Annotated in this window: 23 protein-coding genes and 1 pseudogene; 17 read left to right on the top strand and 7 right to left on the bottom strand. The window is 61.5% G+C overall.

The window, feature by feature from the left end; genetic code table 11:
- Positions 1–206: 206 nt before the first annotated feature.
- Entirely contained in the window at positions 207–533 is a 327-nt protein-coding gene (locus MTX36_RS23250; RefSeq protein ID WP_243622008.1) for a hypothetical protein, read from the bottom strand.
- Positions 534–859: 326 nt separating this feature from the next.
- On the opposite strand from MTX36_RS23250, the pseudogene MTX36_RS30620 reads away from it, so the two are divergent.
- Together MTX36_RS30620 and MTX36_RS23240 are read left to right on the top strand one after the other, a co-directional pair.
- Positions 860–1,300 (top strand): annotated as a pseudogene (locus MTX36_RS30620) (PhnD/SsuA/transferrin family substrate-binding protein); the annotation flags it as partial.
- Positions 1,282–1,680, top strand: a complete 399-nt coding sequence (locus tag MTX36_RS23240; RefSeq protein ID WP_243622007.1) for a hypothetical protein — start codon at positions 1,282–1,284, stop codon at positions 1,678–1,680. The pseudogene MTX36_RS30620 and the gene MTX36_RS23240, both read left to right, overlap by 19 nt.
- Positions 1,681–1,968: 288 nt before the next feature.
- On the opposite strand, the gene MTX36_RS23235 is transcribed toward MTX36_RS23240, so the two are convergent.
- Positions 1,969–3,099: a lipase family protein gene (locus MTX36_RS23235; RefSeq protein ID WP_243622006.1), complete on the bottom strand. Its 1,131-nt coding sequence runs from the start codon at positions 3,097–3,099 to the stop codon at positions 1,969–1,971.
- Positions 3,100–3,734: 635 nt separating this feature from the next.
- A complete protein-coding gene (locus MTX36_RS23230; RefSeq protein ID WP_243622005.1) occupies positions 3,735–5,342 on the bottom strand; it encodes an AMP-binding protein in 1,608 nt (535 codons plus the stop codon).
- Positions 5,343–5,589: 247 nt separating this feature from the next.
- On the opposite strand from MTX36_RS23230, the gene MTX36_RS23225 reads away from it, so the two are divergent.
- Positions 5,590–7,272 (top strand): ATP-binding cassette domain-containing protein, encoded by a 1,683-nt coding sequence (locus tag MTX36_RS23225; RefSeq protein ID WP_243622004.1) that lies wholly within the window; start codon positions 5,590–5,592, stop codon positions 7,270–7,272.
- Between the two features lie 81 nt (positions 7,273–7,353).
- Here the strand turns inward: MTX36_RS23225 and MTX36_RS23220 are convergent, their stop codons facing one another.
- Positions 7,354–7,779: a pyridoxamine 5'-phosphate oxidase family protein gene (locus MTX36_RS23220; RefSeq protein WP_243622003.1), complete on the bottom strand. Its 426-nt coding sequence runs from the start codon at positions 7,777–7,779 to the stop codon at positions 7,354–7,356.
- A 126-nt stretch (positions 7,780–7,905) separates the two neighbouring features.
- Between MTX36_RS23220 and MTX36_RS23215 the strand changes: the two genes are divergently transcribed.
- Both MTX36_RS23215 and MTX36_RS29980 read left to right on the top strand, forming a co-directional pair.
- Positions 7,906–8,313 (top strand): hypothetical protein, encoded by a 408-nt coding sequence (locus tag MTX36_RS23215; protein ID WP_243622002.1) that lies wholly within the window; start codon positions 7,906–7,908, stop codon positions 8,311–8,313.
- 63 nt (positions 8,314–8,376) lie between these two features.
- The gene (locus tag MTX36_RS29980) at positions 8,377–9,060 is read left to right on the top strand and encodes an LppP/LprE family lipoprotein (protein WP_308198245.1); all 684 of its coding nucleotides are present in this window, start codon (positions 8,377–8,379) and stop codon (positions 9,058–9,060) included.
- 241 nt (positions 9,061–9,301) lie between these two features.
- On the opposite strand, the gene MTX36_RS23205 is transcribed toward MTX36_RS29980, so the two are convergent.
- The gene (locus MTX36_RS23205) at positions 9,302–9,880 is read right to left on the bottom strand and encodes an NUDIX domain-containing protein (RefSeq protein ID WP_243622000.1); all 579 of its coding nucleotides are present in this window, start codon (positions 9,878–9,880) and stop codon (positions 9,302–9,304) included.
- Between the two features lie 57 nt (positions 9,881–9,937).
- On the opposite strand from MTX36_RS23205, the gene dop reads away from it, so the two are divergent.
- From dop to prcA, 4 genes are all read left to right on the top strand, one after another.
- A complete protein-coding gene (dop, locus tag MTX36_RS23200; protein WP_094273087.1) occupies positions 9,938–11,437 on the top strand; it encodes a depupylase/deamidase Dop in 1,500 nt (499 codons plus the stop codon).
- 145 nt (positions 11,438–11,582) lie between these two features.
- Positions 11,583–11,777, top strand: a complete 195-nt coding sequence (locus tag MTX36_RS23195) for a ubiquitin-like protein Pup (RefSeq protein ID WP_003944925.1) — start codon at positions 11,583–11,585, stop codon at positions 11,775–11,777.
- Positions 11,774–12,652, top strand: coding sequence for a proteasome subunit beta (prcB, locus tag MTX36_RS23190; RefSeq protein WP_243621999.1), 879 nt, complete (start codon positions 11,774–11,776; stop codon positions 12,650–12,652). The genes MTX36_RS23195 and prcB overlap by 4 nt, the downstream gene beginning before the upstream one ends.
- Entirely contained in the window at positions 12,649–13,431 is a 783-nt protein-coding gene (prcA, locus tag MTX36_RS23185) for a proteasome subunit alpha (protein ID WP_243621998.1), read from the top strand. Before prcB ends, prcA begins: the two co-directional genes overlap by 4 nt.
- Position 13,432: 1 nt before the next feature.
- Here prcA and MTX36_RS23180 read toward each other — a convergent pair whose 3' ends face one another.
- On the bottom strand, positions 13,433–14,854 hold the full coding sequence (locus MTX36_RS23180; RefSeq protein WP_243622020.1) for a bifunctional phosphatase PAP2/diacylglycerol kinase family protein: 1,422 nt from the start codon (positions 14,852–14,854) through the stop codon (positions 13,433–13,435).
- A gap of 143 nt (positions 14,855–14,997) precedes the next feature.
- On the opposite strand from MTX36_RS23180, the gene pafA reads away from it, so the two are divergent.
- The 7 genes from pafA to MTX36_RS23145 all read left to right on the top strand — a co-directional run bounded on the left by pafA (position 14,998) and on the right by MTX36_RS23145 (position 23,530).
- On the top strand, positions 14,998–16,356 hold the full coding sequence (gene pafA, locus MTX36_RS23175; protein WP_217902135.1) for a Pup--protein ligase: 1,359 nt from the start codon (positions 14,998–15,000) through the stop codon (positions 16,354–16,356).
- Positions 16,357–16,399: 43 nt separating this feature from the next.
- Positions 16,400–17,413, top strand: coding sequence for a YafY family protein (locus tag MTX36_RS23170; RefSeq protein ID WP_243621997.1), 1,014 nt, complete (start codon positions 16,400–16,402; stop codon positions 17,411–17,413).
- Positions 17,410–18,387: a YafY family protein gene (locus tag MTX36_RS23165; protein ID WP_243621996.1), complete on the top strand. Its 978-nt coding sequence runs from the start codon at positions 17,410–17,412 to the stop codon at positions 18,385–18,387. The genes MTX36_RS23170 and MTX36_RS23165 overlap by 4 nt, the downstream gene beginning before the upstream one ends.
- A 122-nt stretch (positions 18,388–18,509) precedes the next feature.
- Positions 18,510–18,779: a Sec-independent protein translocase subunit TatA gene (tatA, locus tag MTX36_RS23160; protein WP_243621995.1), complete on the top strand. Its 270-nt coding sequence runs from the start codon at positions 18,510–18,512 to the stop codon at positions 18,777–18,779.
- 88 nt (positions 18,780–18,867) lie between these two features.
- Positions 18,868–19,899: a twin-arginine translocase subunit TatC gene (gene tatC / locus MTX36_RS23155; protein WP_243621994.1), complete on the top strand. Its 1,032-nt coding sequence runs from the start codon at positions 18,868–18,870 to the stop codon at positions 19,897–19,899.
- A gap of 79 nt (positions 19,900–19,978) precedes the next feature.
- Positions 19,979–22,705 carry an RNA helicase gene (locus tag MTX36_RS23150; RefSeq protein WP_243621993.1) on the top strand — a complete coding sequence of 909 codons (2,727 nt, stop codon included), beginning with the start codon at positions 19,979–19,981 and terminating at the stop codon, positions 22,703–22,705.
- 99 nt (positions 22,706–22,804) lie between these two features.
- Positions 22,805–23,530: a DUF4333 domain-containing protein gene (locus tag MTX36_RS23145; RefSeq protein ID WP_243622019.1), complete on the top strand. Its 726-nt coding sequence runs from the start codon at positions 22,805–22,807 to the stop codon at positions 23,528–23,530.
- Here MTX36_RS23145 and MTX36_RS23140 read toward each other — a convergent pair whose 3' ends face one another.
- Positions 23,531–24,493, bottom strand: coding sequence for a 5'-3' exonuclease (locus MTX36_RS23140; RefSeq protein ID WP_243621992.1), 963 nt, complete (start codon positions 24,491–24,493; stop codon positions 23,531–23,533).
- Positions 24,494–24,552: 59 nt separating this feature from the next.
- On the opposite strand from MTX36_RS23140, the gene MTX36_RS23135 reads away from it, so the two are divergent.
- Positions 24,553–25,686, top strand: a complete 1,134-nt coding sequence (locus MTX36_RS23135) for a Xaa-Pro peptidase family protein (RefSeq protein ID WP_243621991.1) — start codon at positions 24,553–24,555, stop codon at positions 25,684–25,686.
- The last annotated feature ends 2 nt before the right edge of the window (positions 25,687–25,688 follow it).

The following is a 25,688-nucleotide window of genomic DNA, read 5'->3' as shown; positions in this document are numbered from 1 at the left end:
GTATTCTTTCGGCCGTTCTTGCTTCCGCACACTCGCCTGCTGTCCATGAGGATGGGATGGCGTCGGATCACTCTGCTGGGCAACGCGGACCGACGCCGCACACTCCGCAGAACGCTTAGCTTGCGATGTCATTCATTCCGATCCCGGAGAATGCCGGTAGCCGCGAACTGCATTCTTGGCCCTGCAGTCCGCCGCGCACCAGGCAGTCAGCGATTCACCGCGTGGGTCCCACACAGTCTGAGAAGTCGAATCGTGGGAGGTGGATCCATTTGCATGGAATCCGAGAGCTGCATCTGTCCCTCCTTGGCGGTTGCGGCGTAAAGACCAGCCAGCGCTTCGGTTATGTCTTCGGCCTCAATGTCGTACACCGCAACGTACGGGCCGTCATCCTGCACCGGAGCGAATCGTCGGGCTCCTGTAAATCCGGGTATTGCGCAGACCTCGCGCAGATGTAGGCCGTACCACTCGTTGTACTCGGCTTCTCGCTCGGGAGAGCTCGGGCAGGAGGTGACGTAAAGGATTCCTTGTTCCATACGGCTGAAAGCTAGATGATTGATTCTTCGAAATCAATGACGGGTGAACAGATTTCGGGGGAGTGCCGGGAAAAGGGTGTAACTGGTCGGACTACGCGAGCGTGAGTTGGCGGAGCGCGAAACTGACCGTACCTGCAGGTCAAGGCTCTGGCGGTCACAAGGTCTGCGGGCAGGAGTTCGTCGGTGAGGTTCATGCAGTGATTGTTGATCCAGCTACGCCACATTCTTGCCTCGGGTGAAGGCGAACGAGCTGGTGGTGCGGTTCGAGTGCGGAAGATGGTTGGTGTCGTGTTCTAGTCGTCCGAGGGTTTATCGGGTCGCTTTCACGTATAACTGGTATGGGAGGCAAAAAGGTCTGCTTCGTCGACCCGAGTTCGACATCCGGATTTCTGTATCCCACTGCCGGACTCATCGAAGAAGGTGTCATCGCCTCCGGTTCGGAAGCGGACATCTCGGCCGCAGTCACACCTATCTATGCAGGCGGACGCGATGCGTCGGCACTCGCAGTCAAGAGCGGAGACTGCGACGCGATGTGGCTCGTGTACTTCGGCCTACATCATCGCCGGCCATTCTCAGGGCGTCGGTCGCGCCTTAGTGTGTCGCCGGGTCGTCCGGATCGCGTTCTGTTTGTTCCGGTGTGCGGAGCGGTTCGTGCGCGGTCCAGCGGGTACCCGGACAGCACGATCCCGCGCGGGGAGATGGAAGTGGCGCCCGTCGGTTTCGCACGTGAGACCACAAAGGGGCGGCTATGTCCGAGGAAATACTAGTCAAGCAAGCTCTGGCCAAGACCGCGACGTTAGGCGGAGCGGTTCTTCTCGTCACCGTCGGTGTGCTCGAATTCTTGCAGGGCATCTCCGCGATAGCCAAGGACGACTTGATCGTGGCGGGCCCCGAGTACATCTACCAGCTCAATCTGACCGCATGGGGATGGATCCACCTCGTCCTCGGTGTCATCATCGTGGCGGTCGGTGTCATGTTGTTCACAGGGTCGACGTGGGCTAGGGTCGGCGCCCTGGTGATTTGCGGTATCTCGATCGTCGTCAATTTCCTGTGGTTGCCCTACTACCCCTGGTGGGCGATCACGATCATCGCGCTCAACGTGTTCGTGATCTGGGCGGTCGTTACATGGAATCCCGATATCATCTGAGCCGAGCGCCGTGTTCGACTCTACCCACTGATGCTGATCATGCAGTGCAACAACAGTTTCCATCGAGGAAGAACGCGGCTGGGCACCTCCGTGAGGCGGCTGAAACCCCGTGGGGGTCGTAGTGATCGGATAGGTATTCGCGAAGTAGTCCGCCAACGCAAAAAGGCCTCCGATCCGAAGGCTGGGGGCAACTGTCATCTGTTCGGTGGACTGACTTCCGGCAAACTGGGCCGATGTCCCGTGCCTCTGGCACTGAAGAACCTGGCCTCGAGCTGAGCATCGACCTATCTACGGCCCGAACAGGTTCCGGACGAAGGAGAGGCTCTCGGGGAGTGCAGCCCGCATCGTCTCGATATGCCCCGTCGGATACGTGCGGAATGTGACTGGCTGGCGGTTGGCGGCGAGTTCGGCCGCGAGTTTCAACGCCAGCGGCGCCGGCACCATCTCGTCCGTCAGCCCCTGCCCGAGGAAGACTGGCCGGTCGTACCCGGTTGTCGGGATCTCCAGCATGCCGCGAGCAGCGGCCAGCACCGCGGGATCGTCGAGCGGCCGGTTTACCAGATCGCCGATTGTGATGTTGCCGAGGTCCGATGCCATTTCCTCGTAGCAGTCGGTTTCGGCTCGGGCCAGGGCATCGGTGCCGCGCGGTGTCAGGTAACGATCGATGTCGAGATCGGGTCTCGCCGCCCGGAGTCCCGCCAGGATGTACGACACGAACACGGTGCTGCCGGTCAGTGGCAATCGGGGAAAGCCCGGCCCCACGAGCGGTGCGAGGTTCTCCAGATTCGACGGCGCCCCGGTCGCGACCGCGCCCCGGTAGTCCAGTTCGGGTGCGTACCGCGTCGCGATCGCTGCCGTGACCATCGCGGACTGGCCGCCCTGAGACTGTCCGAGTGCCACCCACTGCGGCGAGAGCGACGGTTCGACCGCACGCGCAGCACGCACCATGTCGATCACGCTGTGCGCCTCCGACGGTCCGTCCAGATACGGGTGGATTCCCGGCGTGCCGAGCCCCACGTAGTCGGTCGCGACGATCGCGTAGCCCTGCGAGAGCCAGTTCGTGAGGTATGGACTGCCGACGGTCCCGGTCACGGTGGGAGCGCACTTGTCGGAAATACCTACGGTGCCGTGGGCCCACGAGACCACCGGCCAGCCGCCTTCGGGTGGGTCGCCGGGCGGGAGGAAGAGCGCGCCCGTACTCAACGCGGGCCGGTTCAGCGGTCCCGTAGACCAATAGGTGAGCTTTGATCCGGTGACGGCGCCGGGGATCCAGAAGGATGGTGGCAGGGGATCTGCTGTGGTCACTGTGCCCGGTGCCGTGACTGGCGACGGGGCCTGCGCTTGGGCGGGCGCGGTCGCGACGACCGCGGAGGCGAGCGCGATCACCATCACTGCTTGGCCGAGCTGTTGTCGGATCATCGCACTGCTCCCGGGGTTCGTTCGCGTGTATGCCGACTCTCATTCTGCGCGCACTGGAGGTGCCGGCACACCGGTTCGACCATTTTCGGGTGCCGCTCCCGTGGTCGAGTGGCCGGTCTATTATCCGAGACGCAGGCGGGTACAACGTAGTTCGCGTGGCATTGTCAAGTTGTTTGGAGTGCAGCAGTTTTCGGATGCAGCGGAGGATCACGCGGACTAGTCGGTCAGGCAGCGATGGCCTCTGACCTGATCCCACACCTGGAATCGAGTGCGGACTTCGGTGCGTTGGTCGGTGGCGGCCAGTTCTGGGATCGTCTGCTGCCAGTGTCATCGCATCGTCATGTAAGGGTTGAGATGCATAAGGCCCTTACATCATGCTTGTCGCATGACAAAAACAGGGATCGCACCGGTCAGTTGCATCCACCGCTGGGAGGTCGAATCTCGGCATCGGACGAGTGAAGGGACGGTCACTTACCTGCGCTGCCATTGCGGTTCGTGGCAGACCTTGCTCGCTGAATGGTTGTCAGCGAGCGCTGGTTCGGCTATCGCGGCACCGATAAGCGCTAGGTCCGGATCATCATCGACCGCGTCTTGACCAATCGATCGTGCGTCATCGCGTGGGAACCCCTCCCGAGTTAGGAGGACGCCAGAGTCGTCGCCCAGCGATAGTCGGCTTTTCCGGCTGGGGTTCGCTTGACTTCCTCGACCAGAACGATCGTGCGGGGAATCTTGTAGCCGGCCAACGTCTTACGGCAGTGTTCCTGAACGTCGTCCAGGGTTAGTTCTGGCGACCCGGGATAGGTGGCGATCACCGCTGCGACTTGCTGCCCCATACGCGCGTCGGGTGCGGGGACGACAAGTGCGTCGACGATTGACGGGTGTGCGTGAAGGGCTGCCTCGACCTCTTCGGCGAAGACCTTCTCACCGCCGGTGTTGATGCACTGCGAGCCACGTCCGAGAAAGACGATGGTGCCGTCTGCTTCGACCTTGCCCATGTCGCCGAGCACCGACAGACGGGTGCCATCCGCGCGGGTCGGGAAGGTCCGAGCAGTCTTGTCCTCGTCTTTGTAGTAGCCGAGCGGGACGTTGCCGATTCGCGCGATGTAACCCACGTCCTCGGAGCCTGCAGGGATCTCGTTCAGTCGCTCGTCGACCAGGACCATGTTCGGAGAGGGCGGCATTCGCAGATTGCCGGCCTCGTCGATGGAGAAGGCGCCGTCGTTACCTGATTCCGAGGCGCCGAAGTTGTCCCGCAACAGCAGGTCCGGCTTGACCGCCAGCATGCGGTCCCGAACGCTGGTGGACCAGATTGCGCCACCCGAAGTAATCGAGAACAGGGAGCTGAAATCGACCTCACCCTTGCGTCGTTCCATCTCGTCGACCAACGGCATCCCCATGCCGTCGCCGACGATCAGGATCACCTGCACCGAATCCTTCTCGATCGCTTCGACGACCTTCTTGGGGTCGAAATCACGCCGCAGGACTACGCGAGCGCCGAGGGTGAAGAACGTGAACAGCGAATACAACGCAGCACCGTGCATGAGAGGTGCGGCAATGAGGAATGAGAGTTCGGGAAATTCCTTTGCAGCACTGGCGATCTCGGCGAGATCCTGCCGTGCCCCTTCGCCGTACGGGTTTCCGCCCGAGAGCGGCTTACGGAAAAAGTCGTCCTGCCGCCACATGACGCCCTTCGGGTATCCGGTGGTCCCTCCCGTGTAGAGCAGGTACAGGTCGTCGCCCGTGCGGGATTCGAACTCCCCGGTCGACGGCAACTCGCGGGACTCGGCGAAGGAAACGACGGACACTGCGCGTGCATTCGCGGCCGTGAGCAGTTCAGTGGTGATGTCGCCAATCACGATCACCGTCCGCACCATCGGACACGCGTCGAGCAGGGAAGCAAGGACACGCTGATGTTCGGGGAGTTCCACGACAACTGCGACCGAGTCGGAGTTGGTGAAGATGTACTCGAGTTCGGCTGGCGTGTACCGGTAATTCACGTTGATCGGCACCGCGCGGATCTTGATCAATCCAAGGATTGAGGTGACGTGTTCGACGCTGTTCTTCAGGAACAGGGCCACATGGTCGCCCCGGGAGACGCCTGCCTGCGTGAGCAGATGGGCGGTCCTGTTGGCCTCCGCGTCCAACTGGCCGTAGGAGAAGTTCTCGCCTTCGTAGGTCAAGGCAACGCGATCCGGTACGGAGCTGGCGACCGTCTCGAAAACGTCTGCGAGGTTGAACTGCATCGTCGGTCCTTTCAGAGGCAGCGCCGCGATGTGGACGCAGATGACCCTGAATCTAGACACGTTCGCTGCCGCCCGAAGCGAAACGCGCAGATTCGTTTCGTGCAGGTGCAGAATTTCTCAAATCCCAACAGCTGCACACCAAGTGGATCGACACCGGCGTGGTCTACTCCGACTCGAATGCGGTGTCTGGGTTGATCCGTGAATTAATGGTTTGGCAGATGGACGTGGGTAGGGTTCTCTTGATGCCGTGACTCACCTCAACATTGCCGATGTCGATTACTTCCTCCCCGATGGTCGACAGTTGCTCAGCGGTGTGAGCTTTCGAGTCGGCAACGGTGCCAAGACTGCGCTGATCGGCCCGAACGGGACCGGAAAAACGACGTTGCTCCGCATCATCTCCGGGGATGCGACCGCAGACGAAGGTGCTGTTACGCGATCAGGAACGCTGGGCGTGATGCGCCAGTTCGTCGGTCAGGTTCGTGACGAGTCCACCGTGCGTGATCTCCTGCTGTCTGTGTCACCGGGCCCGATCCGCGATGCAGCGCTGGCACTCGAAACCGCGGAGAATACGCTGATCGAGCGCGACGAAGAGTCGACTCAGATGAAGTATTCGCACGCTCTGGCTGATTGGGCGGACGTGGGCGGCTACGAAACGGAAGACTTCTGGGACAAGGTCACCACTTCGGCTCTCGGTGTGTCGTACGACCTCGCGAAGTGGCGAGCAGCCGACTCGCTCAGTGGGGGAGAGCAGAAGCGGTTGGTCCTGGAAGCGCTGTTCGCCGGGCCTGACGACGCACTTCTGCTGGACGAGCCGGACAACTACCTCGACGTGCCGGGTAAGCGATGGCTGGAAAAGACGATCTCGGAGTCGGCGAAGGTGGTCCTGTTCGTCAGCCATGATCGCGAACTGATTGCCAACGCCGCAACTCACATCGTCACCCTGGAACCAGGAATCAGCGGCGCTACTTCGTGGACCCACGGTGGTGGTCTGGCCAGCTATCACCAAGCTCGTGAGGATCGCAACGCTCGCTTCGAAGAACTGCGTCGGCGCTGGGACGAAGAACTTGTGAAACTGCGTGCGCTGGTTCTCCGATTGCGCGAGAAGGCGAAGTTTAACGACGGCGTCGCTGCTCGGTATCACGCTTCGCAAACCAGGCTGGCGAAGTTCGAGGCGGCGGGACCACCTGAGGCGATTCCGCTGCAGCAGAAGGTGACCGTTCGACTCTCCGGTGGACGAACAGCCAAGCGCGCCTTGGTATGCCAAGATCTGGAGCTGACCGGGTTGATGAAGCCGTTCGATACCGAAATCTGGTACGGAGATCGAGTTGCCGTGTTGGGTTCCAACGGGTCGGGGAAGTCGCACTTCCTGCGACTCTTGGCGGGTGGAGGAACCGACCCGGGAACCGAGCACTTACCGGTCGAGGCACTCGACATCGCTCCGGTCAAGCATGGCGGCACAGCGACGCTGGGCGCTCGGGTCCGTCCTGGACTATTTGCCCAGACGCATTCTCGGCCAGACCTCACCGGGAACACGCTGCTCGAGATCCTGCACATGGGCGACGAGCATCGACATGGGATGGGTCGCGAAGCGGCGAGCCGGGCTCTCGATCGCTACGGACTGTCCCTAGCCGCAGAGCAGAAGTACGACGATCTGTCCGGTGGTCAACAGGCACGCCTACAGATCCTGCTCCTGGAACTCTCCGGCGCCACGATGCTGTTGCTCGACGAGCCGACCGACAACCTCGACCTTCATTCGGCGGACGCTCTGGAGCAGGGGATCGCGCAGTTCGCCGGCACCGTCATCTCGGTCACCCATGATCGTTGGTTTGCGCGTGGGTTCGACAGGTTCCTTGTCTTCGGTTCGGATGGGAACGTGTACGAGAGTGAGTCTCCGGTGTGGGATGAAGCCAGGGTCGAACGCGCCCGCTGACTGAGCGGGGATGCCCCCGATGGTGCCTGATGACGACCCGGTCCGCGACTGACTGCGTCGTTCTGTAACCGGTCTGCGGTCTTAGATTTGTCCGAGGTCGGCAGACAGCCAGTGTTGTGGAGTCATGTAGATAGCGACTTGCTCGCCCAATTGTGAACGCGCGAAATCGAGATACCCGTCGACTTTGTCCGGAGCCAGGTACCGCCGCGACACTTCGACCAACATTTCGTCCGTGCCCGGAACGATCTGGTCGACGGGGCCTTCGACGCTCACATAGCGAATTGTCGGTTCAAGTCGTTGCGCCATGAGTGAGAAGTGCCCGGCAGACTCGATCAGGCGGGCCTTTGCCGAGCCCTTCCCTGTCAGAACCCAAGGAGTTCCTCCGGGCGAATAGAGATACCAGATGGGGAGAGTCAACGGACCGCGCTGGGAACCATTCGATACCGACAGCGCCGCTATATGGGGTTCGGCCAGGAATTGCTCACGCTCAATTTCGGAGAGTGCCATCACCCGAGACTACAACGGTCATTGACGTCGCGAAATGACTTCGTCAGTTTCTGCCGCTGGTCAAGAACATCTGATTCGGCAGTCTTCTATGTTTGAGAGACATTCTCGCAGTCTAGGATTCGGTCCATGCACATCGATCGTGTGCGCGATGCCTATGCCGAGAGGGTAGACGAGTGCGTCGACGCTTTCGGATCGATGGATTCGGTGCACTGCGCGGATCGGGAGTTGGTGTCGGTCTGGTCGCAGGGAATCGATGGTCCTGTTGTTATCCACACGCCGCCCGCGGAGGTGCGCACGATATTGGCTGAGTTCGTGCGCTGCATCAGACCAGGCGGTGGCCTACTGCTCGGATTCTTCGAGGGCGCGGCGGTCGAGCCGTTCGCGCATCTTGTGGTCGAGGCGTATCGGTGGCACGTGGAAGGATTGCGGTTAGAGCTGCTCGCGGCGGGATTCGAGACGATCGAGACGCATACGAGAACCGGCCCCGGCTACCGGCCTCATGGTGCGATCGTCGCCCGCCGCTCAGCCGTTTGATTCACTGCGAAAACGAAGGTTCACACGTCTCGAATCGGTGTGGATCGCTCATGCTTAGCCCCAATGCTGTGTAACAGTAAGTGGATTGAGTGGGATTTACGCTGTATGAGGAATCGTCAGTTGCTTGTCGCTGTGGGACTCTTTTCATTTGCCCTGACCGCGTGTTCCGGTGTCGATACCGATGGTCCTGTGAGCGTGGGTTCATCGTCGTCAACCGTGCCCGTTTCGGTGAGCCAGACTCCGGTTACTGTTCCCGCGTCAGAAATGCCATCGGCAAGTTCGCAGTACTCGACTGTCGTCGACGCTCCTGAATCGGAGACACCTCCGCCGCCTGCATACGTGCCTCCGGAGGCACGGGCGTGCGTCGATATCAGTTCGCCGGTCGTGAGCGAAGCGGTTCAATCGCTCGAACCATTTTCTGGTCGGTCGTGGCGGGCCACGTCGGCGGGCGCGCCCTGCTCGACTTTGGTGTGGGTGACTGCTGACATCGAGGGTGCAACGGGGAGTTCGCCGACGAACGTCTTGTTCTTTGCCGGCGGCGAGTATCTCGGCACCGCGACCGCGAAGCCGACCGCGTTCACCCAGGTGGTCGGTGGAAATGATTACACGGTGGAGGTGCAGTACAAGTGGCTGGAACCAGGTGACGTCACCGCTGATCCCACCGGTGGTCCGGTGATCGTGCGCTATCTGTGGGACGGGTCGTCAGTACAGATGCTCGATCAGCTTCCGTTACAAGTGACGGGCTGAATCGTTGCTGAGACGGAATGATGTTGCCGCCGATTCCCGCGGTCCCTCCCGCCCGGTCACGCGTCGGATTGGACGCAATTCCGATATTCAGGTGGTTGTCCGTCGCTAGCGTCCAGTCGAGGTTGGGCGAATTGACGACGACGATCGCACCGGGCAAGAGATGGGGTAGCCGATCTGATAGCCGATCGTCAGTTTGGTACCGGTGAAACCGCCGGCGCCCGGGCCGAAGGTGGCGTTCTCTCTAGGGTTCCTGAAGGGTGTTTGATCGCCAGCAGTAGTCGGCCAGCAGGACACGGGTGTCGGGAACAAACAGCCACGTCGGATCCCGCAGGTGGGTGTCGAGTTCTTCTGGCGTCCACCACCATCCGTCGGCGATTTCGCTGGGCTGATGGTGTATCGGACCGTCGTAGCTGAGTTCGAAGGCAAACAGATGGCACCGCAGTGGGCGTCCGCCCCACTCGCCGTCCCACGAAGTTCGCGCAATTTCCTTCAGCTCCAAGGCAGCATCCTTGGCGCCGAAGATTCCGAGTTCTTCTCCCACCTCGCGCACAGCGGTCTCGTAAGGGGATTCTCCCGGATCTACGACGCCACCGGCGATGCAGTCGTGATGGCCGCCGAAGACGGTTTTGCAGGCAGTTCTGCGGTGAACGTACACGCGCTGCCCGTCGGTGGAGCGCACCAGAACACCGGCGCTGGCGTGCCACAGCCCCTCCCGGTAGACGACTGAGCGGGGCGCCTGGCCGATTGGATTGCCGTCTCGGTCATAGACGGCGACAACCTCGTCCGACGGGTTCGGCTGGGCGGCAGGCGGCTGATCCATTCTTACTACTGTGCCACCACTGCGGGTATTGATGCTCGATCGCATAGTCTCGAAGTTATGCAGCGGATTATCGGTGTCGAGGTCGAGTACGGAATATCTTCACCCAGTGAGCCTTCGGCTAATCCGATACTCACGTCCACCCAGGCGGTGTTGGCGTATGCGGCGGCCGCGGGGGTTCCCCGGGCTCGGCGCACACGCTGGGACTACGAGGTCGAATCGCCGCTCCGTGATGCCCGCGGCTTTGATCTCGGGAGGTTGAGCGGGCCTGCTCCCGTGATCGACGCCGACGAGATCGGTGCGGCAAACATGATTCTGACCAACGGCGCGCGCCTGTACGTCGATCACGCGCACCCGGAGTACTCAGCACCCGAGGTCGCGGATCCGCTCGACGCGGTGATCTGGGACAAGGCGGGGGAACGGGTCATGGAAGCCGCCGCACGGCATGCGTCCAGTGTTCCGGGTGCGCCGCGGTTGCAGTTGTACAAGAACAACGTCGACGGCAAGGGTGCGTCGTACGGAACTCACGAGAACTACCTGTGCTCGCGCGATACCCCGTTCAATGACATCATTGCCGGACTGACGCCGTTTTTCGCCTCGCGTCAGGTGATCTGCGGTTCCGGACGCGTCGGGATCGGGCAGTCCGGCGACCAAGCCGGTTTCCAGCTGTCGCAGCGCGCCGATTACATCGAGGTCGAGGTCGGCCTCGAGACGACGCTCAAGCGCGGGATCATCAACACTCGCGACGAACCCCATGCGGACGCTGACAAGTATCGTCGTTTGCACGTCATCATCGGCGATGCGAACCTGGCCGAGATGTCGACGTATCTCAAGGTAGGAACGACGGCTCTGGTTCTGGATCTGATCGAAGCGGGAGTCGACCTCACGGATCTGCAATTGGCCCGTCCGGTCACGGCTGTACATCACATCAGTCACGACCCGACGCTGCGCAAAACTGTCGCGCTCTCTGACGGTCGGGAATTGACAGGTCTTGCACTGCAACGGATTTACCTCGATCGCGTCGCGAAGTTCCTTGACAGTGAGACTGATCGAGACCCGCGGGCGGACGACATTGTCGAAAAGTGGGCGATGGTCCTCGATCTACTCGAGCGGGATCCCATGGAGTGCGCGAACATTCTTGACTGGCCGGCGAAATTGCGTCTGCTCGAGGGCTTCCGCAACCGTGAAGGGTTGGCGTGGTCTGCGCCGCGCCTGCATTTGGTCGATTTGCAGTATTCGGACGTGCGCCTCGACAAGGGGCTCTACAACCGTTTGGTTGCCCGAGGATCGATGGAACGGCTTGTCACGGAACAGCAGATTCTCGACGCAGTGAGCAATCCTCCGACCGATACGCGCGCGTACTTCCGCGGTGAATGTCTGCGACGATTCGGCGGAGACATTGCTGCGGCAAGCTGGGATTCGGTGATCTTCGATCTCGGCGGTGAGTCGTTGATCCGGATTCCGACTATGGAACCGTTGCGCGGCACCAAAGCCCATGTGGGTGCCTTGCTCGACTCTGTCGACAGCGCAGCGGAGTTGGTGGATCAGCTCACCCACTGATTCCCGTACAGATTCATCGTCGCGTCTCCCGGCACGTGACGGTGCCGCTCGGTAGGGTAAAGGTCCGAGCGGGATCAGTTACCGACTCTGCTGGGCCGAACAGGATGCTCGCGAGAGCTCCCTTCACATAAGGAGGTCGACGGCGATGGCTCAAGAACAGACGCAGCGTGCCGGTGGCGGCGAAGACGACGAAACCACGGGCGGCGACGGTAGTGCCGGCCAGGAGCGTCGTGAGAAGTTAGCTGCTGAAACCGACGACCTACTCGATGAAATCGATGATGTGCTGGAAGAGAACGCCGAGGACTTCGTTCGCGCGTATGTCCAGAAGGGCGGCCAGTGACGGGCGGTCGCGCTCCCCGGTTAGCTGACGGGGACACACGGCTGAGCTTCGGCTCCAATCTGTCGTCGTTCACGGAATATCTTCGAGTGCATGCACCGGAACATCTTCCGCAGAACCGTTTCGCCGACACGGGAGGTGTAGTCATGGGCGGGGGCGATCTCGCTCCGCACGGAACCACTATCGTCGCGATCAGTTATGCCGGTGGTGTGCTTCTGGCCGGAGATCGTCGGGCAACGATGGGCAATCTCATCGCCAGTCGCGATGTGCAGAAGGTATATGTCACCGACGACTACTCGGCCGCCGGTATTGCGGGCACTGCCGGCATCGCCATTGAATTGGTGCGGTTGTTTGCCGTCGAACTCGAGCACTACGAGAAAATCGAAGGCGTGTCGTTGACATTCGACGGCAAGGCAAATCGTTTGTCATCGATGGTGCGCGGCAATCTCGGTGCAGCCATGCAGGGGCTTGCGGTAGTGCCGCTTCTGGTCGGATACGACCTTGATGCGGCCAACCCGCTCACTGCGGGCCGCATCGTGTCTTACGACGTAGTCGGTGGCCGGTACGAGGAACGCGCCGGCTATCACGCCGTCGGATCGGGTTCGCTGTTTGCAAAGTCGTCTCTCAAGAAGTTGTATTCGCCGGGTATCGACGAAGACACTGCATTGAGATTGGCAGTCGAAGCGCTCTATGACGCGGCCGACGACGACTCCGCGACGGGTGGTCCGGATTTGACGCGCGGTATCTATCCCACGGCGGTCACGATCACTGCGGCCGGGGCGGTAGAACTGTCGGCGGCCAGGGCCTCCGAGATCGCGCGGGAGATTGTGGCGACGCGTTCCGCGCTCAATAGTCCGGAAGGGGATTCTGCGTTATGACGATGCCGTACTACGCATCAGCCGAACAGATCATGCGGGATCGTTCGGAGTTGGCGCGCAAGGGAATTGCCCGCGGGCGAAGTGTTGTCGTGCTGACGTACCGAGACGGTGTGGTGTTTGTCGCGGAGAACCCGTCGACGGCGTTGCACAAGGTCAGCGAGTTGTACGACCGTCTCGGATTTGCGGCAGTCGGAAAATACAACGAGTTCGAGAATCTGCGCCGTGCCGGCATCGTGCACGCGGACATGCGGGGCTACTCGTACGACCGCCGTGACGTGACGGGGCGCTCGCTGGCCAATGCGTACGCGCAGACGCTGGGTACCATTTTCACGGAGCAGCCCAAACCGTACGAGGTCGAGATCTGCGTCGCTGAAATCGGCCGTTTCGGCAGTAGCACGCAGGCCCAGCTGTATCGGATCACGTATGACGGTTCGATCGCCGATGAGCAGTCGTTTGTTGTCATGGGCGGCACTACCGAGCCGATCGTGACGGCGATGCGTGAGACGTACCAGCGGGATCTCGATCTGGAATCCGCAGTGCGAATCGCGGTCGGGGCTTTGCAGAAGGGCGGGCCGGCACCAGTCGGAACGGCCGAAGCGGAACCGCGGATACTGACCGTCGAGGCGCTCGAGGTTGCCGTTCTGGACAACAATCGTCCGCGTCGCGCATTCAAACGGATCTCGGGTGAGGCACTGGAAGCAATGCTTCCCGTGCCGCCTGCGGATACCGAAGACAAAAAGAAGGATGCGCCGCCCGCCGAAGGCGACGCATCCTCCTGAGCTAGTTCTGCGTAATTCTGTAGACGGCCACCGCGCCCGGTTCGGTCTCGAAATCGAACCGGCGCGCGTCTGCCACCACCTCACCGTCGGTGGCTATAGCGACCGGACTGTCAGCCACATTCACCGACAGTGATGAAACCAGCGCGCGAACGTACACCCTCGAACTGCCCAATGTTCCTGTTGCAGCGGCAAACAGCAGTCGAGTGCGGGAGAGTCTCCGGTCTGCGCGCAGGTACCGCACGTCGAGTAGTCCCCGGTTGAGTTCGGGACGCGACATCGGAACCTGATCGCCGGGGGAGTAGCGGCCGTTCCCGACAAAGAGCATCCAGATGCTGGTCTGCACACAGTCGATGGTGACGGACATCGGCTCCGCGGCTGCGAGTACGCGGATCATCGCGGCTCCAGCGGCCGGCCACTTGCCGAAGCGCGGTTCCCACTTTTCGCGCAACCGTACGGCGTCCGGGTACCCGCCCAGGCTGGCGGTGTTCAGAAACCGTGCGCTCACCCCGGTATCGGTTGTCACGACCGCGTGGTCCACAAATGCGGCCTGCCCCGTCTCGATGGCCCGAGCGGTGTCGTCGACATCCACGACTCCTACGTCGCGGGCAAAATGGTTGAGGGTGCCACCGGGGAAAACTGCGAGCGGCATTTCGTGTCGGGTTGCCGCGTCGGCCACCGTGACGACTGTGCCGTCGCCGCCGCAGACACCGAAGGCACGAGGTGTGAACTCGGCGATCTTCGCCTCGATCTGCTTGTCGAAGTCGATATCCGGGTCGAATTCGACGATGACGGCGTCGGGGAGTGATGCGCGAATCGAATCAACGATGCCATCGTTTTCATCGCCAGACCCCGGGTTGGTGAAGACTACGAGCCCTTTGCCCCCGGGCAGTGCGGGTACGACACATTCGGGACCGAGGTCGGCTGGTTCTTCGTCGCGAACGGCCCACCAGCGGCGTGTTCCCGCAGCTACAGCCCCGCCGACGGCGATTCCGGCGAAGACGTCGGATGGCCAGTGCACTCCGTTGTGCACGCGCGAATAGGCGACGGCTGCAGCGAGCGGCGCAATGACGGCGCCCGCGACGGGGGACTCCATTGCAACGGCTGACGTGAATGCTGCGGCCGAGGACGAATGCCCGGACGGAAATGACGAGGACGTGGGAATTTCGACTCCACGCTTCGGATTGAGCCACACCCGGGCCGGGGGCCGGCGTCTGGGGAACAGCGGCTTGAGGATTCCGTTGGCGAATGCACTCGATCCGGCCAACGCGAGCATTCCGCGAGCCGCAGCGCGTCTCGGCCGCCCGCCGAGCAATGCCATCACCATGGCGACGAACATCCACAACACCCCGTGATTCGCGGCGCGCGAGAGGAAACGCATAGCCGAATCAAGTCCGGAAGGTTGAAGCGCGCCAGTGCTTTCCATCAGTTTGGCGTCGGTGCGTACAAGTTTTCGACGAATGTTTCTCACCTGGCCACCCTATGCCGGTTGTGTCCGTTGTCGACTCGTGATCTGACGGCCGCTCGACTACACGGGTGAAGCGGGCATTCTGGTTGTACTGTCGAAGTGTGCAGAGACGAATCATGGGTATTGAGACGGAATTCGGCGTTACCTGCACCTTTCACGGGCACAGGCGACTGAGCCCCGACGAGGTTGCCCGGTACCTCTTCCGCCGCGTGGTGTCCTGGGGGCGAAGTTCCAACGTCTTTCTTCGCAACGGAGCCCGGCTGTATCTCGATGTAGGTTCGCACCCCGAGTACGCGACGGCCGAGTGCGACAGCCTCATCCAGTTGGTCAATCATGACCGCGCGGGTGAGCGTGTACTCGAAGAATTGCTCATCGACGCGGAAGAGCGACTAGCCGAGGAGGGGATCGGCGGCGATATCTACCTCTTCAAGAACAACACCGACTCAGCCGGGAACTCGTACGGTTGCCACGAGAATTTTCTCGTCGCGAGAGCCGGCGAGTTTTCGCGGATTTCCGATGTCCTTCTGCCGTTCCTCGTGACACGACAACTCATTTGCGGGGCCGGAAAGGTCCTGCAAACACCCAAGGCCGCCACTTTCTGTCTTTCTCAGCGCGCCGAGCACATCTGGGAAGGTGTCTCGTCGGCAACGACGCGTTCACGCCCGATCATCAACACGCGAGACGAACCGCATGCCGACGCCGAGAAATACCGTCGCCTGCACGTCATCGTCGGTGATTCCAACATGGCCGAGACCAGCACGATGCTGAAGGTCGGTTCGGCTGCGCTGGTTCTCGAGATGATCGAGGCCGGAGTCTCGTTCCGGGACTTTGCACTCGACAACCCGATTCGCGCGATCCGCGAGGTCAGCCACGACGTCACTGGCAAACGTCCGGTCCGATTGGCCGGCGGACGCCAGGCGAGTGCTCTTGACATCCAGCGTGAGTACCACTCCAAGGCCGTCGAGCACCTCCAGAATCGTGAACCCGATCCGCAGGTCGAGCAGGTAGTCGACCTGTGGGGCCGGATGCTCGACGCCGTCGAAGCGCAGGATTTTGCGAAGGTCGATACCGAGATCGACTGGGTGATCAAGCGCAAACTGTTCCAGCGCTACCAGGATCGTCACGGCTTCGATCTGTCGGATCCGAAAATCGCTCAACTCGATCTGGCCTATCACGACATCAAACGTGGCCGGGGCGTCTTCGACGTTCTGCAGCGTAAGGGTTTGGTCAAGCGGGTCACGGAGGACGAAACCATCGACGAGGCCGTCGACAACCCACCTCAGACGACACGCGCGAAACTTCGCGGCGATTTCATCACCGCAGCGCAGGCAGCCGGGCGAGACTTCACTGTTGACTGGGTACATCTCAAGCTCAATGATCAAGCTCAGCGGACCGTGCTCTGCAAGGACCCGTTCCGTTCCGTCGACGAGAGAGTGGAGAGACTCATCGCGTCGATGTAGCGCTTGGGCGCACCCGCTACCGGCGAGCCACTAGGATTTCGGCGTGGCGACATCGAAGATCGAGCGGTTGATGAACCTGGTGATTGCTTTGCTGTCCACCAGGCAGTTCCTCACCGCGGAGAAAATCCGTGACTCGGTGGCGGGTTACAACGATTCCGCCAACTACGAAGCGTTCAGTCGAATGTTCGAACGCGACAAGAATGAGCTTCGTGACCTGGGTGTTCCGTTGGAAACCGGTCCTGCTGGACGGTTTTCGACGGTTGAGGGCTACCGCATCAACAGGAATGCCTATGAGCTTCCGGATGTGGATCTGACCAGCGAAGAGTCTGCGGCGGTCGCCGTTGCAGTGCAGTTGTGGGAATCTCCGGAGCTCATCGCCGCGGCACAGAGTGCGCTGCTCAAACTTCGGGCGGCCGGTGTGCAGGTCGACGGCGAGGTTCCCGCTGCCCCGGTCACTGCTATCCCGGCCCGCACCCGAGGTTCCGAACCCGCATTGGGCAAGCTTCTCGCAGCAGTCGACGCTGGGCGCGCAGTTCATTTCCAGCACCGAGGCGCGCTCAATGAACCGTTCACCGAACGCACTGTCGAACCGTGGGGAGTCGTCACCCACAACGGCAAGTGGTACCTGGTCGGACACGACGTCGACCGTGATGCCGTTCGAACATTTCGGCTTTCACGCATCGGCGATGACGTTCGGGAATTCGGTCCGGCCGGTGCAGTTCACAAACCTGAGGGACTCGATCTCCGGGAAGTAGTGGACCGCGTAACGGGTTCAGGTGTCGTCACCGGTACCGCAACGGTGTGGGTGGCGGCGAACCGGGCCCACGAATTGCGCAGGCTTGCATCGTCATCGACAGATCGGACGTTGACCGAACGTGAAGGTACCGTTTTGTCGATCCCCGTCCGCTCGTGGGAATGGACAGCCCGTTTGATCGCCGGCCACGGCGTCGACGCACTGGTATTGGATCCACCGGATCTGCGCGCCGATGTGGTCGCGAAACTTCACGGCGCGGCTTCGCTGTCGGCAAGTGTCGAGTCGAAGGGAACCAATCGATGAGTAATCGTTTGTCGTCGAGGCTGGCGCGATTACTGAACCTCGTCCCCTATTTCATTGCGAATCCGGGTATCAGTGCCGCCGAGGCCGCCGAGGAACTCGGTGTCAGTACTACACAGTTGATGAACGATCTCAATCAACTCTGGGTGTGCGGTCTGCCTGGGTACGGACCCGGCGATCTCATCGATCTGTCGTTTTCCGAGGAAAGTATCGAAGTCACGTTCTCAGCGGGCATCGACCGTCCATTGAGGCTGACGTCGACCGAGGCGACTGCCTTGCTGATCGCCTTGCGATCGTTGGTCGAGATGCCGGGGATGGTGGATCCGTCGGCTGCGCAGCGGGCGATTGCCAAGATCGAGGATGCCGCAGGTTCTGCTGCGGCGCAGGCGACGGGTCGTGGCAGCGAATCCGAACCGGACGTCGACGTCGCCGAAGCGCCAGTCACGACAACAGTGCGGGCGGCCTTGGCGGATCGACAGGCGCTGAAGCTGACGTACTACTCGGCGTCGCGGGATGCGGTCTCCGAGCGAGTCGTGGATCCGGTCCGGATCGTATTGGTCGACAATTTCAGCTATCTGCAGGCGTGGTGCCGGCAGGCCGAGGGCGTTCGGCTGTTCCGGTTCGATCGCATCGACGACGCGGTAGAACTCGACGAAGAGTCGAACCCGCCGCCGCATGCTTTGGCTGACGATTCCAGCTTGGAGCTGTTCAGTGGCGACGGTTCGCTACCGGAAGCTCGGTTGTTCGTGGCCCAGAACTGCGTGTGGATGCTCGACTACTACCCGATGGACGTTCTGAAAGTGAACGACGACGGCAGCGTCGAGGCCGGAATGAGTTTCGGGACACTCGAATGGATGGCACGGTTGGTGCTGGGATTCGGGGAAGGCGTCCGAGTCCTCGGCCCGCCGGAACTGGTCGTGGAGGTCCATAACCGGGCAATCGCGGCGCTCGATGCCTACGACACGATCGGCTCGTAACGCGCCTTCACAGATGGCGTACAGGAAACAAACAGGTAAAAGGTAGCCACAGTTGGGAATTTACGCATCCGCACGCCGGTTGTGTCCGGTAGCATCGAAGAATCTGATCATGGGAGGTCGTTATGGGTGCAATGCAGCCGATGCATTGGCTGATTGTCGCTGTTGTCGTCGTTATTCTGTTCGGGTCGAAGAAACTTCCCGACGCAGCTCGAGGGCTCGGCCGTTCACTGCGCATTTTCAAGAGTGAAGTGAAGGAAATGCAGAACGACGATGCAGCGACCACCGCTGCCCCCGTCGTTGCTCCGGCTCCGGCTCAGCTTCCGGCCACTACTGTCGCGACAAACGGTGCAGCTGCGCCTGTCGCGCAGCCGACCGAAATCAAGTCGCTCTAGTACACGCTGCGTTCTAACCGGGGTGAGAATTTTGTTCACCCCGGTTGTTTGCTGACCAAGACCAGGACGCAAAGAGCAGGATGCACCAGTGCGTATTCCGTTAGACCCGCGTAACCGCCAGCGGAAGGTCAATCCCGACGGCACGATGTCGCTGATCGACCACCTGTATGAACTGCGGACTCGATTATTGTTCGCATTTCTCGGCGTGATCATCACGACAGCATTCGGATTTTACTGGTACTCGCATACATTGCTCGGGCTCGAGAGCCTGGGCAACTTGCTCACCGGCCCCTACTGTTCCCTTCCTGTCGAGAGTCGCGCAAGCCTCACCTCGGACGACGCTTGCCGCCTACTCGCAACGGGTCCGTTCGAGCAGTTCATGCTGCGGTTCAAGGTGGCCCTCACAGCCGGCATCGTGCTGGCCAGCCCCATTTGGCTCTACCAATTGTGGGCGTTCATCACGCCGGGCTTGTATTCGAAGGAACGTCGATACGCAGTAGGGTTCGTCACCGCCGGTGCCGGTCTGTTCATGCTCGGCGCTGTCCTTGCTTACTTGGTGGTTGCGAAAGCTCTGCACTTCCTCCTGACCATCGGTGACAACGTCCAGATCACCGCATTGAGTGGTTCCGAGTACTTCGGGTTCATCATCAACTTGCTGTTGATCTTCGGCGTGAGCTTCGAGATTCCGCTTCTTGTCGTTGTACTGAACTTTGCGGGCATTCTCACGTACGAGCGTCTGAAGGCGTGGCGTCGCGGATTGATCTTCGGTCTGTTCGTGTTTGCTGCCATCGCAACTCCGGGTTCGGACCCGTTCTCAATGATCGCCCTCGCGCTCTCACTTACCTTGTTGTTCGAGTTCGCAGTTCAGATCGCCAGGATCAACGACCGCCGAAAGGCCAAGAAGGCCGGCGAGGACTGGGGCGCACTCTCGGACGAGGAAGCGTCGTCGATTACGGCGCCTTCGGATCTGAATGCGGCATTCGACGAACCGGCAAAGCCGAAGGCTGAATCGACCGGTCTGTTCGGACGCAAATCGAAGGCAAAGGCTGCGGCAACCAGCGAGCCCAAGTCAGGCGCGGGAGAGAGCACATCCGGACAGGACTTCACCGACACGTTGTGAGCCATGTGCCGACACTTTGTGAGCCCTGTGACGCTGTGAATTTCGTGTCGCCCACGTGTGAAACGCTGACGGGGTGGTTATGAGCAATAGTGAACAGAGTTCCGACGTGGAGCTCAGCAAGTTCGTGTCGGGGTTGAAGTTCGAACTCGACCCGTTCCAGATCAAAGCCTGCCGGGCCCTCGAAGACGGTCACGGCGTTCTGGTGTGCGCGCCTACGGGCGCCGGCAAGACGGTGGTGGGTGAGTTTGCCGTCCACTTGGCGCTGGCTGCTGGGCGGAAGTGTTTCTACACGACGCCCATCAAAGCGCTCAGCAATCAGAAGTACGCCGAGCTGGTCGAGCGGTACGGAGCCGGCGAAGTCGGGTTGCTGACCGGAGACTCCAGCATCAACTCCGACGCTCCCGTCGTGGTTATGACCACCGAAGTTCTCCGCAACATGCTGTACGCCAATTCCGAAGCACTTCGCGGGCTCTCTCACGTCGTCATGGACGAGGTTCACTACCTGGCTGACCGGTTCCGCGGCGCGGTGTGGGAAGAAGTGATCCTGCACCTCTCCGAGGACGTGCGCTTGGTGAGTTTGTCCGCGACGGTCAGCAACGCCGAAGAATTCGGTGGGTGGATGGAAACGGTTCGCGGCGACACCACAGTGGTGGTCGACGAAACGCGCCCGATTCCGCTGTGGCAGCACATCATGGTGGGCCGTCGCATCTTCGATCTCTTCGACAGTCGCAGTCTTCCGTCGGCAGGTCCCAAGACGTTTGTCGTCGATCAGGATCTGGTTCGGCACGTCAAGCAACGTCAGGCACTCGATCGGGTGGAGAGCTGGCAGCCACGCGGACGCGGGCGCAGTCACTATCAGAATGCCAGTGACTTCCGCCCGATCCCACGGCCCGACGTGATCGCGCAACTCGACAAAGACGGATTGCTGCCGGCTATCACCTTCATCTTCTCGCGCGCCGGCTGCGATGCCGCACTGGCCCAGTGCGTGCGCTCACGCCTGGATCTGACCACACCCGAGCAGGTGCGTGAGATCGACGCGATCATCACCAAACACACCGGAGAACTTCCCAAGGACGACTTGGAAGTGCTCGGCTACTTCGAGTGGCGCAAGGCTCTGCAGCGCGGCCTGGCAGCACACCATGCCGGGATGTTGCCGGCCTTCCGGCAAACAGTCGAGGAATTGTTCGTCAAGGGTCTCGTGCGAGCGGTGTTCGCCACCGAAACGCTGGCCCTCGGCATCAACATGCCGGCTCGAACGGTCGTCTTGGAACGGTTGGTCAAGTACAACGGCGAAACGCATGCCGAACTCACCCCGGGTGAGTACACACAGCTCACCGGCCGAGCGGGCCGTCGAGGTATCGACGTCGAAGGCCACGCAGTTGTTTTGTGGCAGCCCGGCGTCGAGCCGCTCGATGTCGCGGGTTTGGCGTCGACGCGAACCTTCCCGTTACGCAGCTCGTTCAAGCCGTCCTACAACATGTCGATCAATCTTGTCGATCGGATGGGGGCCGAGGAATCTCGCACGCTGCTCGAACGATCATTCGCACAGTTCCAGGCAGACCGCTCGGTGGTCGGCCTGGTTCGAGGTATCGAACGCAACGAAGTAGCTCTGAAAGCGTTGCAGGAGAAGCTGGGCGGAGTCGACGGCGAGTACTACGAGTACGCGTCCCTGCGCGAGCGACTGAGTGCGCGTGAGCGCAAACTCGAGCGTGAAAGCCGTGAAGACCGTCGAGACAGCGCTGTCGAATCATTGCGCACGCTGCGGCGCGGCAATGTGATCGCGATTCCCATCGGCCGACATTCCGGTACTGCCGTGGTGTTGGTACCCGACAATGATCCCAAGGATCCGCGGCCGCTGGTTCTGACCGAGGATCAGTGGGCAGGCAAGCTGTCGGCGGCAGATTTTCCGGAGGCAGCAGAAGTTATCGGCGAAATGCGATTGCCGAAGTTGGTGGATCACCACACCGCACGCGTTCGGCGTGATCTGGCGTCGTCGCTACGTAGTACCGGAATCACCGCACCGCGGCGCAAGAAGCGGCACAAAGGCGGCGCTTCCGAGGACGCAGAGGTGGCGTCGTTGCGACGTGCGATTCGTGTACACCCGTGCCATAGTTGGCCGGACCGCGATCACCTCGGGCGAATCGGTGAGAAGTACAACCGCTTGGCACGCGAAACTCAGACGATGCGTGAGAAAGCGAAAGCCACGACCAACTCGCTGGCGCGAACTTTCGACCGCATTGTTTCGCTCCTGAAGGAACGCGGATACATGACCGCGGAATCGGCTCCCGAAGTGACGGAAGCAGGTCGACGGTTGAGCAGAATCTACTGCGAAAGCGACCTCCTGGTGGCCGAGGCGTTGCGGACGGGCATCTGGAAGGGGCTGACGCCGGCAGAACTCGCCGGAGTTGTGTCCTCGGTCATTTTCGAGTCACGGCGCGAGGGCGACACCGCTGATCGGGTTCCGAGCCAAGCGATTCGCCTCGCGCTCAACGACACACAGCGGCTGTGGAGTGAATTGCGTTCCGACGAAATACGTCACAAACTGCCGCCGACGCGAGAGCCCGATCTGGGTTTTGTGACAGCTGTTTACCATTGGGCAAGCGATCACTCACTGGTCGAGGCATTGGTTGCGACAGGGATGCAGGGTCGGGCGCTCTCGGCGGGCGATTTTGTGCGCTGGTGCCGTCAGGTTATCGATCTACTGGACCAGGTGCGTCTGACATCGACAGATCCCGAGGTCGCGAAGACTGCAGCCAAAGCGGTTGGGGCAATTCGCCGCGGGGTAGTTGCCGTCGACGCAGCTTGATCGCGGACTGTGTGGTTGGATTCGCAGGAGTGGCGTGTGCGCGGTAACTGAAGGCAGAAGCTTTCGAGCGTGACTGACAGATTTCGAGTGGAGGCGAAGATGAGCGGGCCTTACGGACCGAACGATCCGAATCGGCAGTGGGGTCCCGGTGAGCAGCCACCTCAGCAGCAGCAGTGGGGACAGCCGCAAGGGGGACAGCCGATGCCGCCTCAGGGCGGACAGCCGCAAGGGCAGCCCGCGTGGGGTCAGCCCGGATACGGACAGCCCGGCCAACCGCAGGGGCAGCCACAAGGCCAGCCTTACGGTCAGCCGCAGCCATGGGGTCAGCCCCAGCAGCCGGGACAGCCCGGCCAAGCGCAGCCCGGCCAGTGGGGTCAGCCGCCGGCCGGAGACCAGGCTCAAGCCTGGGGTCAGCAGCCTGCCCCGCAGCAGCAACAGGCGTGGGGCGCCCAACCCGGCGGACCGGTGCCCGGCGCACCGGTGCAGTGGAACCAAGGACCGCCGCCCCAGGGCGCAAAGTCGAAGAAGCCACTGATCTTTGCCGCGCTCGGTGTACTTGTCGTCCTGGCTGGTGTTGTGATCGGCCTTTTCGTGATGATGGGCAAGAACACGCTGGATCAGAACGCTGCCGCCAAGGGTGTCGAGCAAATCGTCACTGAGTCGTACGGGGCCAAGGGCGTCAGCAACGTTTCATGCCCGTCCGGTCAGGAAATCAAGACCGGTGGAAAGTTCACCTGCACGCTCTCGATCTCAGGAGAGAAGAAGTCCGTGACGGTGACGTTTGTCGACGACACCGGCACATACGAAGTTTCTCGCCCCAACTGATCAGTCGGATCGGCCTGCCGCTGCAGCTTCGAGCGCAGCGGCAAGCCGGCCTGCCGAACGTTCGATTCCCAGTGCAGCGGCCACAGTTGCGAAGCGTGCCGGGTCCACCGGCGCTGCGGGGAGTACATCTGATTTCGAGAACTGCACGTCCGCGTCCCGGACCACGCGCACTACCGGCAATGCGGCGTCAAGGTACGCCTTCGCTTCCGGTGACGTAAGTTTCGCGCGAATACCTTTTGCCATATCCGACGCGGGATCATCTGCGGCCGTACGAATTTCGGCGAGCGAACCGTATCGGAGCATGAGCGTCGAGGCTGTTTTCTCGCCGACACCTTTGATTCCGGGTAGGCCGTCGGACGAATCTCCGCGCAGCACAGCAAGTTCCGCATATGCCACACCGGCGCGGTCGCCGGGCACCCCGTATTTCTCGGCTACCTCGGCAGGTCCGAAGAGCTCGGCCTTGGATAATCCGCGGCCCACGTACAGGACCCGGACGGGTACGTAGTCGTCGGTGACAACTTGGAGTAGATCGCGGTCACCGCTCACGACGATGGTGAGATCGTCGCGTTCGGTGGCGGCAAGAGTGCCCAGGACATCGTCGGCTTCGAGACCTACCGCACCGGCGGTTGCGATACCGGCAGCTGCGAGAACGTCCTTGATCATGTCGACCTGGGGCGTCAAAGTGTCGGGTACTTCCTCAGACGAGCCGTCGGAGCCTTCTGCGACCCGGTGCGCCTTGTACGTGGGTACGGCGTCGACGCGAAACTGCGGGCGCCAGTCGAGATCGAGACACACCGCAAGGCGGCTCGGTTGGTGCTTGGTGATCAGTGACGCGACCATGTCGGTGAATCCGCGTACCGCGTTGACCGGCCTGCCTTCGGAATCGACAAACGACTCGGGCAGTGCGTAGAACGCACGAAACCACAGGCTGGCACCGTCAAGGAGAAGCAAAGGCCCACTCATGTTCAGTATCTTGCCAGTCGGCACTACTCACCGTGCCTGTCGGCACTAATCTGGACACCATGAACTCTCCCGCTGACCTTGGTTCACGTTTCGCTTCTGCCGTCTACAGCTCTCGTATCGCCCGCGCCGCGGAGTTGGCGCGGGGAGCTGGTTTGGATGGTCTGGTGGTGACACCGGGGCCGGACCTGCGTTACCTGACGGGTTCGCGGGCCGATTCCTTCGAACGACTGACGGCCCTGGTCATTGCAGCGGACGGCGCGCGGGCGTCGGTTGTGCTGCCGCGGCTGGAATTGGCGTCGTTGAAGGAATCTGCAGTGGGAGACCTCGGCTTGGATGTTCTCGACTGGGTGGACGGTGTTGATCCGTATGCCATCGTGGCTGGGTTGCTGCCGGCCGGCGCCAAGGTGGCCGTCACCGACGCAATGCCTGCGCTTCACCTCATTCCCTTGGCGGACGCAGTGGGTACGCTGCCGATCCTGGCGACCGCAGTACTGCGGGAACTGCGCATGGTCAAAGACGCTGCCGAGATCGATGCATTGCGTCGGGCGGGGCAGGCTATCGATCGCGTGCACGCACGGATGGCCGAGTTCCTGATCGCCGGACGAACGGAAGCTCAAGTGGCTGCGGCGATTTCAGCGGCAATTCTCGAAGAGGGTCATACGGCGGCTGCGTTTGTCATCGTGGGTTCGGGCCCTCATGGCGCCGATCCCCACCATGAGGTGTCGGACCGGGTGATCGAAAATGGCGATGTCGTTGTGATCGACATCGGCGGACCGGTGGAGCCCGGCTACAACTCCGACTCCACCCGCACCTACAGCATGGGGGAGCCGTCGGCAGACGTCGCCGCGCAATTCGCGGTTCTCGAAGCCGCGCAGCAGGCGGCCGTGGACGCTGTCCGCCCCGGCGTATCCGCTGAGTCAGTGGATATTGCGGCCCGCGAAGTGCTTGCAGCGCAAGGGCTTGCCGAGGTGTTCGTTCACCGCACCGGCCACGGTATCGGTTTGTCGGTGCACGAAGAGCCGTACATCGTCGAGGGCAACACCATCGAGTTGGTCGAAGGTATGGCATTCAGTATCGAACCGGGAATCTACTTCAGCGGCAACTGGGGTGCCCGCATCGAGGACATCGTGGTTGTCACCGCCGACGGTTGCGAATCGTTCAACAACCGTCCGCACGGGTTGACAGTTCTCTAGTT

The sequence above is a fragment of the Rhodococcus sp. ARC_M6 genome, assembly GCF_022810305.1.
In the GTDB taxonomy this organism is placed as follows: domain Bacteria; phylum Actinomycetota; class Actinomycetes; order Mycobacteriales; family Mycobacteriaceae; genus Rhodococcus_F.
Note: the sequence above shows the minus strand (reverse complement) of the source record. Positions and strands in the feature narration are given on the sequence as shown.

Coding starts and splice junctions, on each gene's coding strand:
- dop (WP_094273087.1), top strand. CDS start 9,938: ATGCAGCGGATTATCGGTGTCGAGGTCGAGTACGGAATATCTTCACCC.
- MTX36_RS23140 (WP_243621992.1), bottom strand. CDS start 24,493: ATGAGTGGGCCTTTGCTTCTCCTTGACGGTGCCAGCCTGTGGTTTCGT.
- MTX36_RS23235 (WP_243622006.1), bottom strand. CDS start 3,099: ATGATCCGACAACAGCTCGGCCAAGCAGTGATGGTGATCGCGCTCGCC.
- MTX36_RS23230 (WP_243622005.1), bottom strand. CDS start 5,342: ATGCAGTTCAACCTCGCAGACGTTTTCGAGACGGTCGCCAGCTCCGTA.
- MTX36_RS23240 (WP_243622007.1), top strand. CDS start 1,282: ATGTCCGAGGAAATACTAGTCAAGCAAGCTCTGGCCAAGACCGCGACG.
- MTX36_RS23215 (WP_243622002.1), top strand. CDS start 7,906: ATGCACATCGATCGTGTGCGCGATGCCTATGCCGAGAGGGTAGACGAG.
- MTX36_RS23145 (WP_243622019.1), top strand. CDS start 22,805: ATGAGCGGGCCTTACGGACCGAACGATCCGAATCGGCAGTGGGGTCCC.
- MTX36_RS23150 (WP_243621993.1), top strand. CDS start 19,979: ATGAGCAATAGTGAACAGAGTTCCGACGTGGAGCTCAGCAAGTTCGTG.
- prcA (WP_243621998.1), top strand. CDS start 12,649: ATGACGATGCCGTACTACGCATCAGCCGAACAGATCATGCGGGATCGT.
- MTX36_RS23195 (WP_003944925.1), top strand. CDS start 11,583: ATGGCTCAAGAACAGACGCAGCGTGCCGGTGGCGGCGAAGACGACGAA.
- MTX36_RS23220 (WP_243622003.1), bottom strand. CDS start 7,779: ATGGCACTCTCCGAAATTGAGCGTGAGCAATTCCTGGCCGAACCCCAT.
- MTX36_RS23180 (WP_243622020.1), bottom strand. CDS start 14,854: ATGGAAAGCACTGGCGCGCTTCAACCTTCCGGACTTGATTCGGCTATG.
- MTX36_RS23135 (WP_243621991.1), top strand. CDS start 24,553: ATGAACTCTCCCGCTGACCTTGGTTCACGTTTCGCTTCTGCCGTCTAC.
- tatA (WP_243621995.1), top strand. CDS start 18,510: ATGGGTGCAATGCAGCCGATGCATTGGCTGATTGTCGCTGTTGTCGTC.
- MTX36_RS23205 (WP_243622000.1), bottom strand. CDS start 9,880: ATGGATCAGCCGCCTGCCGCCCAGCCGAACCCGTCGGACGAGGTTGTC.
- MTX36_RS23165 (WP_243621996.1), top strand. CDS start 17,410: ATGAGTAATCGTTTGTCGTCGAGGCTGGCGCGATTACTGAACCTCGTC.
- MTX36_RS23250 (WP_243622008.1), bottom strand. CDS start 533: ATGGAACAAGGAATCCTTTACGTCACCTCCTGCCCGAGCTCTCCCGAG.
- MTX36_RS29980 (WP_308198245.1), top strand. CDS start 8,377: ATGCTGTGTAACAGTAAGTGGATTGAGTGGGATTTACGCTGTATGAGG.